The organism is Paracoccus sp. (in: a-proteobacteria) (genome assembly GCF_030536915.1).
Classification (GTDB): Bacteria; Pseudomonadota; Alphaproteobacteria; order Rhodobacterales; family Rhodobacteraceae; genus Paracoccus.
The window spans coordinates 90,243-107,038 of record NZ_JAUNPC010000001.1; the positions used below are offsets into that span (position 1 = coordinate 90,243).

Annotated in this window: 17 protein-coding genes; 5 read left to right on the forward strand and 12 right to left on the reverse strand. The window is 68.6% G+C overall.

From position 1 onward, the window contains the following. Window positions 1–41: 41 nt before the first annotated feature. The 7 genes from Q4F04_RS00470 to Q4F04_RS00500 form a co-directional block, all read right to left on the reverse strand. Window positions 42–431, reverse strand: a complete 390-nt coding sequence (locus tag Q4F04_RS00470; RefSeq protein WP_303367866.1) for a glycosyltransferase — start codon at window positions 429–431, stop codon at window positions 42–44. Between the two features lie 3 nt (window positions 432–434). Further along, on the reverse strand, window positions 435–1,685 hold the full coding sequence (locus Q4F04_RS00475) for an MFS transporter (RefSeq protein WP_303367867.1): 1,251 nt from the start codon (window positions 1,683–1,685) through the stop codon (window positions 435–437). A 63-nt stretch (window positions 1,686–1,748) separates the two neighbouring features. Continuing rightward, entirely contained in the window at window positions 1,749–2,978 is a 1,230-nt protein-coding gene (locus Q4F04_RS00480) for a TIGR03862 family flavoprotein (RefSeq protein WP_303367919.1), read from the reverse strand. Then, window positions 2,978–4,006 (reverse strand): DNA polymerase III subunit delta, encoded by a 1,029-nt coding sequence (gene holA / locus Q4F04_RS00485; protein ID WP_303367868.1) that lies wholly within the window; start codon window positions 4,004–4,006, stop codon window positions 2,978–2,980. The genes Q4F04_RS00480 and holA overlap by 1 nt, the downstream gene beginning before the upstream one ends. After that, the gene (gene lptE / locus Q4F04_RS00490; protein WP_303367869.1) at window positions 4,003–4,482 is read right to left on the reverse strand and encodes an LPS assembly lipoprotein LptE; all 480 of its coding nucleotides are present in this window, start codon (window positions 4,480–4,482) and stop codon (window positions 4,003–4,005) included. The genes holA and lptE overlap by 4 nt, the downstream gene beginning before the upstream one ends. Further along, the gene (gene leuS / locus Q4F04_RS00495) at window positions 4,469–7,093 is read right to left on the reverse strand and encodes a leucine--tRNA ligase (protein ID WP_303367870.1); all 2,625 of its coding nucleotides are present in this window, start codon (window positions 7,091–7,093) and stop codon (window positions 4,469–4,471) included. The genes lptE and leuS overlap by 14 nt, the downstream gene beginning before the upstream one ends. Window positions 7,094–7,158: 65 nt before the next feature. After that, window positions 7,159–7,632, reverse strand: coding sequence for a DUF3576 domain-containing protein (locus Q4F04_RS00500; protein ID WP_303367871.1), 474 nt, complete (start codon window positions 7,630–7,632; stop codon window positions 7,159–7,161). A 268-nt stretch (window positions 7,633–7,900) separates the two neighbouring features. Between Q4F04_RS00500 and Q4F04_RS00505 the strand changes: the two genes are divergently transcribed. After that, window positions 7,901–8,953, forward strand: coding sequence for a porin (locus Q4F04_RS00505; protein ID WP_303367872.1), 1,053 nt, complete (start codon window positions 7,901–7,903; stop codon window positions 8,951–8,953). Window positions 8,954–9,036: 83 nt separating this feature from the next. After that, window positions 9,037–9,699, forward strand: coding sequence for a YggS family pyridoxal phosphate-dependent enzyme (locus Q4F04_RS00510; RefSeq protein ID WP_303367873.1), 663 nt, complete (start codon window positions 9,037–9,039; stop codon window positions 9,697–9,699). Between the two features lie 530 nt (window positions 9,700–10,229). Here the strand turns inward: Q4F04_RS00510 and Q4F04_RS00515 are convergent. Both Q4F04_RS00515 and Q4F04_RS00520 read right to left on the reverse strand, forming a co-directional pair. Next, on the reverse strand, window positions 10,230–11,813 hold the full coding sequence (locus Q4F04_RS00515) for a PAS-domain containing protein (RefSeq protein ID WP_303367874.1): 1,584 nt from the start codon (window positions 11,811–11,813) through the stop codon (window positions 10,230–10,232). A gap of 79 nt (window positions 11,814–11,892) precedes the next feature. After that, a complete protein-coding gene (locus tag Q4F04_RS00520) occupies window positions 11,893–13,239 on the reverse strand; it encodes an ActS/PrrB/RegB family redox-sensitive histidine kinase (protein ID WP_303367875.1) in 1,347 nt (448 codons plus the stop codon). Window positions 13,240–13,313: 74 nt separating this feature from the next. Between Q4F04_RS00520 and Q4F04_RS00525 the strand changes: the two genes are divergently transcribed. From Q4F04_RS00525 to Q4F04_RS00535, 3 genes are all read left to right on the forward strand, one after another. Next, window positions 13,314–13,937: an SCO family protein gene (locus tag Q4F04_RS00525; protein WP_303367876.1), complete on the forward strand. Its 624-nt coding sequence runs from the start codon at window positions 13,314–13,316 to the stop codon at window positions 13,935–13,937. A gap of 59 nt (window positions 13,938–13,996) precedes the next feature. Then, window positions 13,997–14,551 (forward strand): ActR/PrrA/RegA family redox response regulator transcription factor, encoded by a 555-nt coding sequence (locus Q4F04_RS00530; protein WP_182792641.1) that lies wholly within the window; start codon window positions 13,997–13,999, stop codon window positions 14,549–14,551. Window positions 14,552–14,621: 70 nt separating this feature from the next. After that, complete coding sequence (locus tag Q4F04_RS00535; RefSeq protein ID WP_303367877.1) at window positions 14,622–14,951, forward strand: H-NS histone family protein; 330 nt, start codon at window positions 14,622–14,624, stop codon at window positions 14,949–14,951. 18 nt (window positions 14,952–14,969) lie between these two features. On the opposite strand, the gene Q4F04_RS00540 is transcribed toward Q4F04_RS00535, so the two are convergent. From Q4F04_RS00540 to Q4F04_RS00550, 3 genes are all read right to left on the reverse strand, one after another. Further along, window positions 14,970–15,566, reverse strand: coding sequence for an HD family hydrolase (locus Q4F04_RS00540; RefSeq protein WP_303367878.1), 597 nt, complete (start codon window positions 15,564–15,566; stop codon window positions 14,970–14,972). Window positions 15,567–15,643: 77 nt separating this feature from the next. Continuing rightward, complete coding sequence (gene secB / locus Q4F04_RS00545) at window positions 15,644–16,189, reverse strand: protein-export chaperone SecB (RefSeq protein WP_303367879.1); 546 nt, start codon at window positions 16,187–16,189, stop codon at window positions 15,644–15,646. Window positions 16,190–16,245: 56 nt separating this feature from the next. Continuing rightward, window positions 16,246–16,755 carry an FxsA family protein gene (locus Q4F04_RS00550; RefSeq protein ID WP_303367880.1) on the reverse strand — a complete coding sequence of 170 codons (510 nt, stop codon included), beginning with the start codon at window positions 16,753–16,755 and terminating at the stop codon, window positions 16,246–16,248. Window positions 16,756–16,796 lie beyond the last annotated feature (41 nt).

The following is a 16,796-nucleotide window of genomic DNA, read 5'->3' on the forward strand; positions in this document are numbered from 1 at the left end:
TGGGGGCGCCGCGCCAGGGCCCGTTTCTCCCCGGGGGTCCACTAAGGGGGGGGTCGGCCCGCCCCCCCCCCCCCCCGCCGGCCCCGCGCCAGCTTGTCGGCATGCCAGACATCATCCTGATCGGCCAAGGCGACAAAGCCCGGTTCCTCGGGCAATCCCGCCAGCAGCCCCAGGAAATTGCCCGCCGCGCCTTTTCCCGGACCTGTCCTGACGGTGACGCGCCCGTCCCATTCCCTGGTAAAGGCCTGTAGGATCTTCAGGCCCGCGTCGGTCGAGCCGTCGTCGCCGACCACCAGCCGCCACCGGACCTGCTGGGCCGCGATGCTGTCAAGCTGTTCCCGCAGGAACCGCTCGCCCTGGTAAAGCGCCATCAGCACCGTGACGGGCGGTCGGGGATCGGGCGCCTCCGGTTCTGGCAGACCGCGCGGCACGTCTCAGGCCGGGGCGGCCGCAAGCCCGCGAGACGGCGCCTCGCGCACCGGCAGGTGGATCAGCGCCGAAAAGGCCCCGACGCCCACGCCGACCCACCAGACCATCGTGTAGTCGCCATGGATGTCGTAAAGCCGCCCGCCCAGCCAGACGCCCAGGAAGGACCCGATCTGGTGGGACAGGAAGACGAAGCCGTAAAGCGTCCCCATGTAGCGCAGCCCGTAGATATGGGCGACCAGCCCCGAGGTCAGCGGCACCGTCGCCAGCCACAGCGCCCCCATCGACAGCGAGAAGAACACCACCGTGGGCGGCGTGATCGGCGTCAGGATGAACCAGGCCGAGATCACCGTCCGCAGCGCGTAGATCCCGGCCAGCAGATACTTGCGGGTGTATTTCTTCCCCAGCCATCCCGCCATGATCGAGCCGCCGATATTGGCCAAGCCGATCAGCGAGATCGCGATGGCCCCCAAGGCCGAGGTCGTGGTGATCCCCAGCGCGGCCAGCCCGCCGTCGGGCGCGATGGGACCGCACATCTCGGTGATCATGGCCGGGAAATGCGCGGTGATGAAGCCGAGCTGGTAGCCGCAGGAAAAGAAGCCCACGAAGATCATCAGGTAGCTCGGGTCGGTGAAGGCGCGGCGCAGGACCGTGCCCATGCCTTCTTCCAGTTCGTGACGCGGCGCAGGCCGGCTGTTGCCCAGCATCGGCAGGAACAGCAGCACCGACAGGATCAGCACGGCGAAGACCATGAAGACCTGCTGCCATGGCATGACGGCCAGCAGCCCCTCGGCCAGGGGCGCGCCGATGACCTGCCCGGCGGACCCCGCGGCGGTGGCGATTCCCAGCGCGAGGCTGCGGTTCTCGTCGCTTGCCGCGCGGCCGATCACCGCCAGCACCACGCCAAAGCCGGTTCCGGCAATGCCGAAGCCGACGGCGATTTCCCACATCTGCATGGCTTCGGGCGTGGTCGCCATCGCCGTCATCAGCAGCCCCAGCGAATAAAGGACCGCGCCGAGGATGATCGCCAGCCGGTCTCCCCAGCGTTCCGCCAAGGCCCCGAACAGCGGCTGGCCGAAGCCCCAGGCGAGGTTCTGGATGGCAATCGCCATGCTGAACTCGGCCCGCGGCCAGCCGAAGGTCTCGGCCACGGGGATCTGGAAGACGCCGAAGCTGGCCCTGAGCGCGAAGTTGATCATCAGGATCATGCAGCCGCCGATCAGGATCGGGGTGAACAGGCGGGACTGGCTGGGGGACATGGGGGACGCTCCTTCCGGATGGCGCAGATGACTACGGGCAGGGGCAGCCGTCAATGGACCGGCTCAGGCCCTCTGCCGAAGGTGGCGGGCGGCGGCAAGCCCCGCATGGCGGCCGGTGGCGAGGCAGGCCGTCAGCAGGTAGCCGCCGGTCGGCGCCTCCCAGTCCAGCATCTCTCCGGCGGCGAAGATCCCGGGCAGCGCCCGCAGTTCAAGCCCGTCCGTCAGTGCCTCGGCCTTGATCCCGCCCGCCGAGGAGATTGCGCGCTCAAGCCCCATCGGCCCTGCATGGCGCAGCGGCAGCGCCTTGATCCGGGCCGCGAGCGTCGCCGCATCCGCGGGCAGCGGCTTCCCCCATTCCATCAGCAGCGCCACCTTGACCGGATCGCGCAGGACGCGGCGCAGCCAGTTCCCGACCGACAGCCTGCCGCGCGGACGGGCCAGCCGCGCGGCCAGCACCTCGGGGCCAAGATCGGGCATCAGGTCGATCTCGCCCGCCGCCCCGTCGCGCAGCGCGGCCGAGATTTCGTAGATCGCGCCGCCCTCGATTCCCGCGCGGGTGATGACCCACTCGCCTCGGCTCTCCAGCGTGCCCGCCGACAGCCGCGTGCCCTTGACCGCAGCGCCCTGCAGCGGCGCCATCACCGGCGACCAGTCCACGCGGAACCCCATGTTCGCGGGCCGGAACGGCGCCACCGCCACCCCGGCGTCGCGCAGCCACGGCACCCAGGCCGCGTCAGAGCCCAGCCGCGGCCAGCTTGCGCCTCCCAGGGCCAGGACCGTCACCCCCGCGCGGATGGTGCGCGGTCCCTCCGGCGTGTCGAAGGCCAGTCCACCCCTGAACCCCGTCCATCTCCAGCGCGTCCGCAGGGTCACGTCCCGCCCGTTCAGCCGCGCCAGCCAGGCCCGCAGCAGCGGCGAGGCCTTCATGCGGACCGGGAACACCCGCCCGGTCGAGCCGGTGAATAGTTCCACCCCCAGCCCGCGCGCCCATTCCATGACCTCGGCGGGACCGAACTCCGCCACGATCGCCCGCAGTTCTTCTTCGCCGAAATATCCCGGGGGAGTGTCCCGCAGGGACGCGGGGGCAGCGCCCCCCTGCAGCCGCGCCGCGAATACCCCGGCAGCTTCGTCCCTTGTCAGGTTCAGCCCCGATTTCCCCGCCATCAGGAACTTGCGCGCGGGCGAGGGCATCGCCTCGGCGATCACCACCGGGTGCCCGGCGGCGGACAGCATCTCGGCCGCCATCAGCCCGGCAGGCCCCGCGCCGATCACCAGCGCCGGAACCTCCTCGATCACCGCCGTCCCCGCGGCATCATCGCCAGCCGGATCAGCGCCCGTTCCATCACCGCCATGGCTGGCGCGCGAGAGGACGAGCGCAGCACCAGGTCCGTGTCGATCAGGTGGTGCAGGGCATCCTCCAGCGCGCGCATCCCCCAGGACTGCGCCTGCCGTGCCATCCGGTCGCGGCGCGGCCCGAAGACCGGCGGGCGAAGCCGCCCGATGCCCGCCGCCACCCCGCCGGGGTCCGAGGCCGCCGCATGCAGGGTCCGGAAATGCCGCAGGGCCGCGATGCAGATCGTGACCGGCAGGATGCCCTGCGTCTCGACCCGCCGCATCAGCGCCGCCATGCTGTCCGAGCGGCCCTCGGCCACCGCCTCGACCAGTTCGTCCACGTCGGCCTCGACCGTTGCCGGGGCCAGCGCCGCGATCTCGTCGGGCGTCAGCGGGCTGTCGTCGCCGTGCTTGTAAAGCCCGATCTTCTCGACCGTCTGGCGGAAGTCTCCGGGATCAAGCGCGCGGGCCAGCGCCGTCAGGTTGCGCATCGCGGCCGGAGGCACGGCGCGCAGGCCCGCATCAGCCAGCCAGCGCGCGATCTCCTCCTCGCCCGGCGGGTCGTCGTAGATGGGGGCAGTCACGGCCGCCCTGTGGGGTTCGAAGAGCTTGCGCAGCGCCGAGGTCTTGCCCAACCCCCCCGCCGTCACCACGATCACGGCGTCGCCATGCGCCCAGGCCTCCAGCGCGGCGGCGATGGCGGGGGCGGCGGTGTCGTTCGCCTCCTCGACCAGCACCACGCGGGGGCCGGGGAAGAAGCCCACCGCCTTGATCTCGTCCAGCAGCATGGCCGCGTCCTTGCGCAGGTCGGCCCCCGCAAGGCGGGTCAGGCGCATCTCAGCCTCGGCGTCGGGGCCGGTCAGGGCGGCCACCGCCTCGGCCCGCTTCAGCGCCACGCGCACGGCGTCCTGGCCGTAGATCAGCAGTGCGGGCCGGGTCGGATCGGGGCGCGCGAGATAGCGCGCGATCTCGGCACCCTTGAGGATCATCGGGCCGCAGGCACCGTCGCCAGCAGCCGCGTCACCACCTGGTCGGCCAGCATCACCGCCAGCCGGTTCCGCGCGTCCTGTTCTGCCGCGTTGGTCGCGATCACCGTGCCCACGGTCGAGTGGCTGGAGAAATTGCTGACTTCGCCCTGCGCCACCACCGCGCCGGTCGCGCTGTCGGTCAGGGCATAGGCGGCGGTGCCGTTCAGTGAATAGCGCGTCGTCACCTCGTCCGGCGTGATCGCCTGCGACACGGTCGCAATCCGCAGCGCATAGGCAAGCTCATAGCGCGCAGCCTCTTCGGGGCCGAGCCGTTCGGTCAGCCGGCGCAGGAAGGCATAGTCGTCGGCGGTCTGCGGATCGGCGACGCGGACCTGACCCTGCAGCCGGGTGCCTGCGCCGCCCGGTCCATAGACCGGCTCGAACCCGCAGGCGGCCAGCGCGAGGACAGCGGTCAGCGCGAGCCTACGCGACCACATTGACGATCCGCCCCGGCACGACGATCAGCTTCCTCGGCGGCTGGCCGTTCAGGAACTTCTGCACGGTCTCGTCGGCCAGCACGGCCTGCTCGACCTCGGCCTGTCCCATGTCGGCGGGCACGGTGATCTCGCCCCGCCGCTTGCCGTTGATCTGGATCGGCAGCGTGACCGAGGCGCTTTGCAGCAGCGTCGGGTCCGCCTCGGGCCAGGGCGCATCGACCAGCAGCCCCTGACCGCCCGCTAAGGCCCAGACATCCTCGGCCAGATGCGGGACCATCGGCCCCATCAGGGCGGCCATGATCCGCAGGACGACGCGGCGCGGCTCGCCCGAGGCCTGCGACTTGGACACGGCGTTCGCGAGTTCATAGACCTTGGCCACGGCCTTGTTGAAGGCAAAGCTCTCGATCGAGCGCGTCACCTCGTCGATGGCGCGATGGGCGGCGCGCAGCAGGTCCGGGTCCTCGCGGTCGTCAGTGCCCTTGTCCTCGGCCAGCCGGTGGACGCGGGCGAGGAACTTCGCGGCCGCCTCGGCCCCGGCCGAGGTCCATTCCACGTCCCGCTCTGGCGGGCTGTCTGACAGCATGAACCAGCGCGCGGTGTCGGCGCCGAAGCTTTGAACGATGTTCACCGGGTCCACGACGTTCTTCTTGGACTTGGACATCTTGGCCGAGGGGATGACCTCAACAGGTATATCCGAACCTTTCAGATATACGCTGCCGTCACGATGTTCGACTTGCTCTGGAAAGTAGTAGATTGGCCAATGAACAGCTTTAGCGTTTGGATGATCCACGAGGATTGTTCCTCTGGATTCCCAATCCATTTCGCTTAGAGCAAATTTTTCTGTGATCCTATAGATTTCGTGCGTCACCATCCCTTGCGTGAACAGCGCGTCGAACGGCTCCTTCGCCGTGTCCGGCAGGTGCCCCGTCTTCACCATCGCTCGGGCGAAGAAGCGGGAGTAGAGCAGGTGCAGGATCGCGTGCTCGATGCCGCCGATATACTGGTCCACGTTCATCCAGTAATCGGCATCCTCGCGCACCGTGGGCGTCGCCGCATGGGGCGCGGTGAAGCGAGCGTAATACCAGGACGAATCGACGAAGGTATCCATCGTGTCCGTCTCGCGCCGGGCAGCGGTGCCACATTTCGGGCAGGTCGCCTGCCGCCAGGTCGGGTGACGGTCCAGCGGGTTGCCCGGCACGTCGAAGCTGACGTCGCGCGGCAGCAGGATCGGCAGGTTCTCCTTGGCCTCGGGGACCGTGCCGCAGACCGCGCAATGGACGACCGGGATCGGGCAGCCCCAGTAGCGCTGGCGCGAGATGCCCCAGTCGCGCAGGCGGTATTTCGTGACGCCCTCGCCATAGCCCTGCGCCTCGGCATGAGCGATGGCGGCGTCCACGGCGGCCTCTCCGGTCTGGTCGCGGTTGCCCGAGAAGCCGCGCACATAGGTCACGGTCTCGGATTTCAGCGGGACGTAAGGCTCGTCCGCGACCAGAGCATCCGCCTCGGCCTCGGTCATGCCGGGCTTGCCGAAGGTGGCGCGGATCGGCAGCCCGTATTTGCAGGCAAAATCATGGTCCCGCTGGTCATGCGCGGGCGAGCCGAAGATCGCCCCGGTGCCGTAATCCATCAGCACGAAGTTCGCGATCCAGACCGGCAGTTCCCAGTCCGGGTCCAGCGGATGGCGGACGCGGATGCCCGTGTCGATGCCCAGCTTCTCGGCCTTTTCCAGCGCCTCCTCGCTGGTTCCGATCTTGCGGGCCTCGGCTGCGAAGGCATCCAGTCGCTCGTCCTTGGCCTCCAACGCCTTCGCCAGCGGATGATCCGGCGACAAGGCCACGAAACTCGCCCCCAGCAGCGTGTCGGGGCGGGTGGTGTAGACCTCGATCCGGTCGAAGCCCTCGGGCGCGTTCACCGTGTCGAAGCGGAACTGCAACCCGCGCGACCGCCCGATCCAGTTGGCCTGCATCAGCCGGACCTTCTCCGGCCAGCCCTTCAGGGTGTCGAGGGCCGAAAGCAGTTCCTCGGAATAATCCGAGATGCGGAAGAACCATTGCGTCAGCTCCCGCCGCTCGACGGGCGCGTTCGAGCGCCAGCCCTTGCCGTCGATGACCTGCTCGTTGGCCAGCACCGTCATGTCGACCGGGTCCCAGTTGACCACGGCGTTCTTGCGGTAGATCAGCCCGGCGTCGAGGAAATCCAGGAACAGCGCCTGCTGCTGGGCCACGTAATCGTCGTCGCAGGTGGCGAACTCGCGGCTCCAGTCGATGGACAGGCCCAGCGGCTTCAACTGCTTCTTCATCGTGGCGATGTTGGCATAGGTCCAGTCACGCGGATGGCCGCCCTGTTCCATCGCGGCGTTCTCGGCCGGCATCCCGAATGCGTCCCAGCCCATCGGATGCAGTACGCTGAAGCCCCGAGCGCGTTTATACCGCGCCACCACGTCGCCCATCGTGTAGTTGCGGACATGGCCCATGTGGATGCGCCCGGAAGGATAGGGGAACATCTCCAGCACGTAATACTTGGGCCGCTCGTCCCGGACGGCGCGGAAGCTGCCGGCCTTCTCCCACGCCTCTTGCCAGCGCTTTTCGCTATGGGCGGGATCATAGGACATGGCGGGACTCCGGGCGGTGAAATGCCCGGCGGGTTTAGCCCTGCGGCCCCGTCAGGTCCAGCGGCTTACAACTGCCCGTCGCGCACCCGAAGCTGGCGGGCGCGGGTCAGGATCGCGTCCTCGACCGCGCGCACCGTGTCGGGCGCGACGGCCGCGCCGCCCGCGCCCTGCAGCGCGACCTTGAGGCTGCGCGCGTCCAGCGCCGGGTCCGACACCTTGATCGTCGCGCGATAGGCCCGGCCCCCGCCCGGAGGCGTGCCGTAGCCCGTGACGATCACCCCGGTGAAAGGGTCGATGGACTGGATCGGCAGGAAGTTCAGCACCTCGAGGCTCGCGTTCCACAGATAGCGGTTCACGGCGACGGCCGTGTTGGTGTCGGTGCGGTTGCCGAACACGTCCCAGATCGTGTTGGTCTCGTTGCGCATGTCGGGCTCGACGGGAGCCGCTGTCCGGGCCCGGTTTCCCCCGCCCCCACAGGCGGCAAGCGCGGCGCAAAGCGTGATCGCGGTCGCCAGCGTCGCGGCGCGTGCGGTCTTCATGGGCGTCCCCCGTTCCTCGGCTTGGCCCTGCTTTAGCGCGGATCGTGGCGTTGCCACAAGCCGCCAGCTTCGCGGGTCCGCAGGCCCTTGGGCGGCACCCTGTCCTTTCCGGCAGGAAGACTGTGGCCGGGGTGCATCACAGCCGTGCCGAAAAGCCTCGGAAGGGGGTAAGTCGTTGCATCGCAAGGGTGGAAGGGGGAACAAGATGCTCACACCCAGGGTGGTTCATGCCGCCTTGGGGACGAATGAGACAAGAGGGAACGGAATCATGAAAAAGGCTCTTCTCGCCACGACCGCAGTGATGCTGTCCGCTGGCGTCGCGGCTGCCGACGTGACGATCTCGGGCTACGGCCGGACCGGCGTGATCTATTACGAAGACGGTATCCAGACGGTCGGCAACAATGACTCGCAGGTCATCTCGCGCCTGCGGATGAACCTCGACGCGACGACCGAAACCGACGGCGGCATCGAGTTCGGCGGCCGCCTGCGGCTGCAGTGGGACCAGGGCAACAGCGCGCGCGGCGAAAACGCCTCGACCAACGCCGGCAAGCTGTGGGTCACCACCCAGGGCCTGACCGTCGAGATCGGCAACGTCGACACCGCGATGGACAGCGTCGGCCTGGTCTATGCGTCGGAACTCGGCTATACCGACCGCTCGGTCGGCGGCAACCCGCTGGGCTCCTTCTTCGCCTATGAAAGCTCGCCCTATGCCGACGATGACCGGCTGGGGATCGGCCTGCGCTATTCCTTCGATGCCCTGACGGTCCGCGCGTCCTATGTCGACCCGAGCCAGTCGGGCGCCTTGGAAGCCACCGACGGGATCGATCCGGAAACCGGCCTTCCGGTGGAACTGAACCAGAAGGAAGAGTTCAGCATCGGCGCCGACTACAAGTGGAACGATCGCCTGGAACTGTCGGCTGCCGCGTCGATGAACGCCGCCGGCTGGGACGATCACGACGTCTTCTTCGTCGGCGCCCGCTATGCGGTCATGGAAAACGCCCGCATCGGCCTGAACTTCTATGACAACGGCGACGTCGGCAGCATCATCGGCACCGACTCCAGCGATGCGGACTTCGTGAACGTCATCGACGACCTGGGCAACACCGTCACCCTGTATGGCGACTACACCCTGGCCGACGGGCTGACCAACATCGAAGCCTATGTCGCCAACAACGACGGCGACTGGTCGCAGAAGGAAACCGATATCGCTCTGGGTATCGGCGTCAACTACGACCTCGGCGGTGCCCGCCTGGGCGCGTCGCTGCAGCGCGACTATCAGGAGCGCGTGTCCGCCGACATGGGCGTCCGCTTCAACTTCTGATCCGCCTGCGGATCGAACCGGAAAGAGCGGGCCTTGCGCCCGCTCTTTTCATTTGCGACCCCCGGATCGCAGGAGGGACGGTGATGAGCCTTGGCGAAATCAGGCAGCGCATTGCAGCGGCGGCGGCAGGGGCGGACCGCGATCCGGCGGGGGTGACGCTGATCGCGGTCAGCAAGCTGCAGCCCGACGACCGGGTGCGGGCGGCGCTGGACGCCGGACAGCGCGTCTTCGGCGAGAATTACGTGCAGGAGGCGCAGCGGAAATGGCCCGGGCTGCGCGAAGGGCGGCCGGGAATCGAGCTGCATCTGGTCGGGCCGCTGCAGTCCAACAAGGCCCGCGCCGCGGTCGAGAGTTTTGACGCGATCCACAGCCTCGACCGGCCCTCGCTGGCCCGGAGGCTGGCGCGGATCGTGCAGGAGCTGGGGCGCGCGCCGCAATTGTTCGTGCAGGTCAATACCGGCGACGAGCCGCAGAAGGCCGGCATCCCGCCTGCCGAGGCGGATGCGTTCATCGCCCTGTGCCGGGACCTTTACCTGCCGCTTGCGGGCTGCATGTGCATTCCCCCGGATGACGACGATCCCGCGCCGCATTTCCGCCTGCTGCGGGACATTGCCCGGCGAAACGGCCTTCCGGGCCTGTCGATGGGGATGAGCGGCGATTTCGAGACCGCCATTGCCGAAGGCGCGACCCATGTCAGGATCGGCAGCGCCATCTTCGGCGCAAGGCCCACAGGTGCGAACGGCTGAGGCGACTGGTCCGGCGACGGTGCGCCTTGGAAGGATCGTCAGGCACCGGCAGCAGGTCCGACCCGCGCTGCTGCAGTCCGGGGTCGCTGCCACCCCGACAAGGGCGCGGGTGCCGGCCTGCTGGCAGGGTTCGGGATGGCGCCACGAAGGCCTGGAACGGCCACCCAAGGCCGCCGTACCGGGCAGCCCTGCGCTTGCGCTGAGCAAGGAGGCAAAACAGATGAAAGGCCGTGCAATCGACAGGCACAGCTGAAGCCGCCATTTGGGCCGAAGCAATTGCGTTCCGCCGGCTTGCGACGCATCACGCCCGGACTGCAGGAGCGCGTTTCCGAGCTGCGGCAGGGTATTCGTCGGGGCCACGCCAGCGTCATCTTCAACCCTTGAGACCGCCCCGTTGGTCCTTGCCGCCGCTTTGCCCGGTCTGGAACCTGCTGGACGCATCCTTTCGGCCGGATGGCCTCACGGCATCAGCCAAGCTCATCCCCGTTCCCGTGGCCTCGTCGGGCCATGAAGGGCAGGGGATGCTTTGTTCACGCGCCTGCGGCTGCGCGCAGGGGACGGTTGATCGCGTCCCCTGAATCCCGCCCTGCAAGCGGCAGGGGCATGTCGCCCGACAACCCGCCCGCCACGGCGGGAACGAACTGCACCATGCGGCGGCCGGCGGAGAGCGGGCGCACCCGCCAGGACAGGATCACGCGGTCCGGCCCGGCAATGGCGCCCTGCAGCGGCCCCTCGGCCCGTTCCTGCCCCAGGGCCGCGCGCAGGCCGTGGTAACCGGGGCTGTCCGCCGCGATCCGCCCCCACAACTCGAGATAGCCGCGCAGGCTGTCGGCGGCCTTCGGACCCCATGTGCCGTCGAAGGCCCGGTTGGCGCTGAGCATCCGGCCATCCGCGTCGAAGATGGCGACTGCCGCGTCGATGCCGTTGAGGATCTCGGCCCCCAGCGACAGCTCGGCCCGGAAGCGGCGGGTCATCGCGATCTCGCCGGTGATGTCCTCGAACAGGAAGGCGATGGCGCCGTCGGGATGGGGGCGGCCGGTCACGCGATAGGTCTGGCCGCCGGGAAGCGACCAGGTTTCGACATGGCGGCCCGAGGCGGCCTCGGCCTCGAGCGTGGCGATGCTGTTGCGCCAGCTTGCATAGTCCTTGGGCTCGGGCACCATCCGCAATTCGCGCAGCCCGTCCAGCATCGCGTAAAGCGTGGGCCGGGCGGTGAGAAAGCCGATGGACAAGCCCGTCAGGTCCATCAGCGCCGGATTGAACAGTTGCAGCCGCCGGTCGCGGTCGAAGATCGCAAGCCCGGTGGGCAGGTCGGCGAAGGTCTTGGTCAGCGTCTGCACGAACTCGCGCAGGCTGCGCTCGGCCCGCACGGCATTGTCGGCGGGCACCGCGAAGATCGTGCGGTGTCCGTCGCCCGGCTGCAGGTGGCAATCGAACCAGCGCATCTGGTCGTCGCCCTCGATCTGCGCCCGGGGGGTGCCGCCCGCGTCCTGCGGCAGGGTGAACAGGCGCGGCAGCGGCCAGCGCACCTCGCCCGTCAACTGCGCCTCGGCCTCGGCTAGATAGGCGGCGTTGGCCCAGGTGACCGCGCCCTCGGCATTCTCGCGCCAGATCAGCACCGGGGCCCGGTCGACCGATTCGCGCAAAACCTCAAGCTCGTCCTCCATGGCGGCGAGCGAGTGGGAATTGACGGCGATCGCCGCGTGTTCCAGCCGGGGGTCCACGACCTCGACCCGGATCAGCCCGTCCCCCAGATCCTGCAGCGTCAGCCGCAGGTCCGAAAGACCCGCGCCGCCCAGCGTGGCCGTGCCCTCGGCGGCCGCCACGCCCAGCAGCCGCTGGGGATCATCGAAACGCCGGCAGAGCCAGAGCCAGAGCTTCTGCCAGTCGCCGTCGCCCGGCAGCATGTCCAGAAGGGTCTGTGCCGAGCCGGTCGCGTCGGCCAGCCGCCGGTTGCGGAACAGAAAGGCTATGGGCTCGGCCTCGGGGCGGGCGCGCGCCGCCGTGCGGGGGGCGTGCTGCGGATTGCCGATCCGATGCGCCAGCGCAAGCCCGATGAGAACCGAGACCACCCCTGCCGCAAGGGCCATCATCACCGTGATCGCGTCGTCCATGGCCGCCTTCTGCGTCTGTTCGGCGACCGTGCTAGCATCCTCCGCCTTAAATAAGGGTTAAGCCGGGCTTCCGGGCCGTTCAATCGGTGATTGTCGGATTGGGACCAAGCGCCATGCGGTCATCGGCGAGAATCGCGTCCTCGGGCCAGGACACCCGCGCGACGGCACCGTCCTGGTTGAAGAAGGCCACTGTCCCGCCGCTGCGTTCCAGAAGCGTGCGGGCGATGAACAGACCAAGCCCCATGCCCTCGTAGGGACCCGCCGCCGATCCCGCCTTGCGTGTGGAAAGATAGGGTTCGCCCAGGCGGCCCAGCAGATGCGGGGGGTAGCCGGGGCCATCGTCCCGGATCTCGACGGTGATCCGTCCGCTTTCGCGGCTGGCGCTGATCTCGACCCGGCCAACGGCGAAATCTACGGCGTTCTGGATCAGGTTGCGGATTGCATGGATCAGCCCCGCGTCGCGCTGGACGACCAGCGCGCCGACCGCGCCCAGATCCATGCCGATCCGCACCCCGCGATGGCTGTGGGGACCCGCGGCCTCGTCCAGAACGTCCGCTAATGGCGCGGAATGCAGCAGTAGGTCGTCCTTTCCCGCGCTGCCCATCCCGCGTAGGATATCGCGGCAGCGGTCCACCGAGCGGCGCAGTTCGGCCAGGTCCGTGGCGATCTCGGGGCGGTCGGCGAACTCGTCGGCCAGCTCGCCCGCGATCAGCTTGATGGTGGCCAGGGGCGTCCCCATCTCATGCGCCGCCGCGGCGACCACGCCGCCCAGGTGCTGCAGCCGCTGTTCGCGGGCAAGCCCCATCTGCGTGGCCGCCAGCGCGTCCGAGGTCGCGCGAAGGTCGGCCGAGACGCCATAGACGCAGAGTGCGAAGAAGGCCCCGCCGATGAACAGCTCAAGCACCCGGCCGACATGCAGCGCGGTCTCGGGGCGCGGGGCCATGTCGGGCAGAAAGGTCAGCGGCACCGCCAGCGCCGTCATCGCAAGCAGCATCGCCGTCGTGGCCATGGCGAGCGCAAGGATGTGACGTAGCGGCAGCACCGTGGCGCCAATGGTCAGGGGCGCCAGCACGAACAGGGCGAAGGGGTTGCCGATGCCGCCGGTCAGCGTCAGCAGCGCCCCCGTCTGCAGCGTGTCGAAGACAAGCTGTGCCAGTGCATGGCGCGCATCGACCCGCCGGCTTCGCGCCGTCAGCAGCAGGTTCATGGCGACCGCCGCCGCCAGCACAAGCAAAACCGCCATCAGCGGGAAACGCGCGCCCAACGCCCAGGCGCCCGCCGCCGCGGCCGCCTGGCCTGCCAGCGCGATCCAGCGCGCGGTGATCAGGCGCCGGGGCCGGATGGGACCGGGACCGGCCAGCAGCCGCAGCCCTCGCCCGGTGGAGCCGGGCAGAGGGTCGTGGCGCCCCTGGAACTTCGGTGGCATGATGTCGCCCTCGCCTTGGTGGCCCGCGCTTGATAGCCACCCCGATGGGACGCGGCAATGAAGAGGATCGACCCATGACGGAACGCCGATTGATGATGCTGGGGCTTCTCGCCACGGTGCTGGTGCTGCTGACGGGATGGCTGTGGCTGCGTCCGGCATCGGGCGATCAGTTCGCGCAATGCCGCAGGTCCACGGTCGCGGGCGGGCTGGACGCGCTGGGCGGCAGCTTCACGCTGACGGACGAAAACGGCGCACGGGTGACGGACGCCCAAGTTTTCGACCGGCCCTCGATCTTCTACATGGGTTATACCTATTGCCCGGATGTCTGCCCGATGGACGCGGCGCGCAATGCCGGCGCCGCGGATATCCTGAGCGAGCGCGGAATGTCGGTGAAGCCGGTGTTCATGTCGGTCGATCCCGCCCGCGACACCCCCGAACAATTGCGCGACTTCACCGATGCGATGCACCCCGACATGCTGGGAATTACCGGCAGCGTCGAGGAAGTCACGGCAGTCAGCCGCGCCTGGCGCGGGTATTTCCGCCTGAACGACGAAGAGGACAAGGAAAGCTATCTTGTTGATCATACGACAAACAGCTTTCTTGTTCTTCCCGGCCATGGCACGGTCGAGTTCTTTACCCGCGATACCAGCCCGGAACAGATGGCCGATCAAATTGCCTGTTTTGTCGAGGCGACCTGATCCGGTTGCGGGATCGGCAGGATGCGGGTTATGAAAACGGCCATTGCAGCGAGATCAGGATGAACGCAGAGAATACGACCGGCATTGGCGACGATCCCAGCCTTCTGCTGGTCGATGACGACGAGGTTTTCGTGACCCGGCTGGCCCGGGCGATGGAACGGCGCGGATTTCGGACGGAAATCGCGACCAGCGTGGAAGTTGCGCGCCACAAGGTGGCAGCCCGCGCGCCCGCCTATGCCGTTGTGGATCTGCGACTTGAGGATGGCAGCGGGCTGGATGTGGTGGACGCGCTGCGTTCCCGGCGCGAGGATTGCCGCATTGTCGTGCTGACGGGATATGGCGCGATTGCGACGGCCGTTGCGGCAGTCAAGATGGGCGCGGCCGATTACCTGTCAAAGCCCGCCGATGCCGATGAAGTGACCGCGGCGCTGCTGGCACAGGCCTCGGCGCTGCCGCCCCCGTCCGAAAACCCGATGTCCGCCGACCGGGTGCGTTGGGAACATATCCAGCGCGTGTTCGAGCAATGCGACCGCAATGTCAGCGAAACGGCGCGGCGGCTGCATATGCATCGGCGGACATTGCAGAGAATATTGGCCAAGCGCGGACCGCGCTGAATATTGCAGTTGCGCGAAGAAACGTTATTTGTCATCCAGTGCTCCGCATTTCGCGCGAAAGGAATGGAATTTGGAACTCGACGTGGACTCGATGTCGCTGGAAGATCTGCGGGCGCTGCGCACCCAGATCGACAAGGCGATCAGTTCTTACGAAACCCGCCGCCGGAAAGAAGCCATGGCCGCGCTTGAGCGGACTGCCCGTGACATGGGGTTCAACCTGTCCGAACTGACCGGCGCCGGGGGCCGCGGACGCCGTGGCGCCGGGGCGGCCAGCGAAGGCCAGCCCAAATACGCTCACCCCGACGATCCCAACCAGACATGGTCGGGCCGCGGCCGGCGGCCGCGCTGGGTGCTCGAGCAGATCGAGGCGGGCAAATCGCTGGAAGACCTGCTGGCCTGACAGGACGCCGCGCCGGGGTCAGCCGTCCAGGCGGACCATCAGCGCGGCAAAGCGATCAAGGAAGGCTGTGCGCGTCTCGACAGGCGGGCGCAGCCTGATCCTCAGACCGTCCGTGGTCGCGCCACGGGGCAGGGGAAACAGGCGGTCGGCCTCGGCGGGGGTGAAGCCCGCGATCTCGACCGCCTCCAGCCGGGCAGAGATCCGGTCGGCCCGCTTGATCCGGGCCTTGACCGGGGCCGGGATCGCCGACGGCAGGCCGAAGCGGCGGTGGATCGCCGCGGCAAGGCGGGCGTCCATCTCGCGGTATTCCGGCCCCAGTGCCGCCTTGACCGGCGAGATCATGTCCCCGATCACATATTCCGGCGCGTCATGCAGCAGCGCCGCAAGCTGCCATTGCGGCGCGATGTCGGGATCGAGCCGCGTCAGGATCTCCTCGACCAGCAGGGAATGCTCGGCCACCGTATAGGCCCAGTCGCCGCGGGTCTGGCCATTCCAGCGCGCGACAAAGGCAAGCCCATGGGCGATGTCGCCGATCTCGACATCCACCGGCGTCGGGTCCAGCAGATCCAGCCTGCGGCCTGACAGCATCCGCTGCCATGCCCTTGCGCGCGCCATCAGCGGCACCTCGGGGCGGCGATGGAAAAAGGCCGCCCGTTGCAGGGCGGCCCGGTCAGGCGATCGCGGCGCATGGCTCAGGACAAGGGCTGGCCCTGCGGCCGTTCGGCCCCCGACTGCGCCTCGGCCTGCGCCCGGCGCGCGGCCTCCTGCCGGTAAAGCGCCACGAAGTCGATCGGGTCGAGGTTGAAGGGCGGAAAGCCCCCGTCGCGCGTCACGTCCGACAGGATGCGGCGGACAAAGGGGAACAGCATCCGCGGGCATTCGATCATCAGGAAGGGGTGCATCTGCTCTTCCGGCACGCCCTCGATATGGAAGACGCCGGCATAGTCCAGTTCGCACAGGAACAGCTTGGCCTTGTCGGAAGCGTTCTGCGAGGTCACGCGATACTTGCAGATCACCTCGTACTGATGCTCGACCTGACGCTTGCGGGCATCAAGGCTGACCTGCACCTGGATCTCGGGCGAGACGTCGCCGCCGAGGCCCTTCTGCGCGACGATGTTCTCGAAGGACAGGTCGCGGGTGAACTGGGCCAGGATGTTCAGGCGGACAGCGGGCTGGCCGGGCTGGGCCGGGGGGGCGGCTGCGCCGGAGGCGGCGCCGTTCGTGGTCTCGTCAGTCATCTTTCATCCTCGCACACAGCGGTTCCCGCGGGTGTTAGCATCGCGGCCGTCTCCGCTCAATGCTGCGTCCAGCCGGAAGGGCGGCGCGTTCCGCGCGGCGGCAGCGCGGGCGGCGGCTCGTCCGGGTCCTCGTCCTCGACCACGACATATTCGGCGTCGATCACCGTGGGCCGGCCCCGCGGGGTGCCGTGGCGCCCAGTGCCGAAGCCCGCCTGCGTGACGCGCACCCGCTTGCCCAGGGTCCGCAGCACCAGCCCCCGCACCGGCGGGATCAGCAGCAGGATGCCCATCGCGTCGGTGAAGAAGCCCGGCAGCACCAGCAGCCCGCCCCCCAGCATGATCAGCGCGCCATGGGCGATGGGCTGGCCGGGGTCGCGGAACTCCTCGACCGCCCGCTGCAGATCGGCCATCGCGGCCGCCCCCTGCCGGCGCATGACCCAGACGCCCAGGACCGCCGACAGCAGCACCCACAGGATCGTCGCCGCAATCCCGATCTCGGCTCCGATCTGGATGAACAGCGCGATCTCGAGGATCGGCCACAGGACGAACAGGATCAGGAACCACATCGTTGAACCTCGTGATCGGCCCGCAACTGGACTTGGCGGGC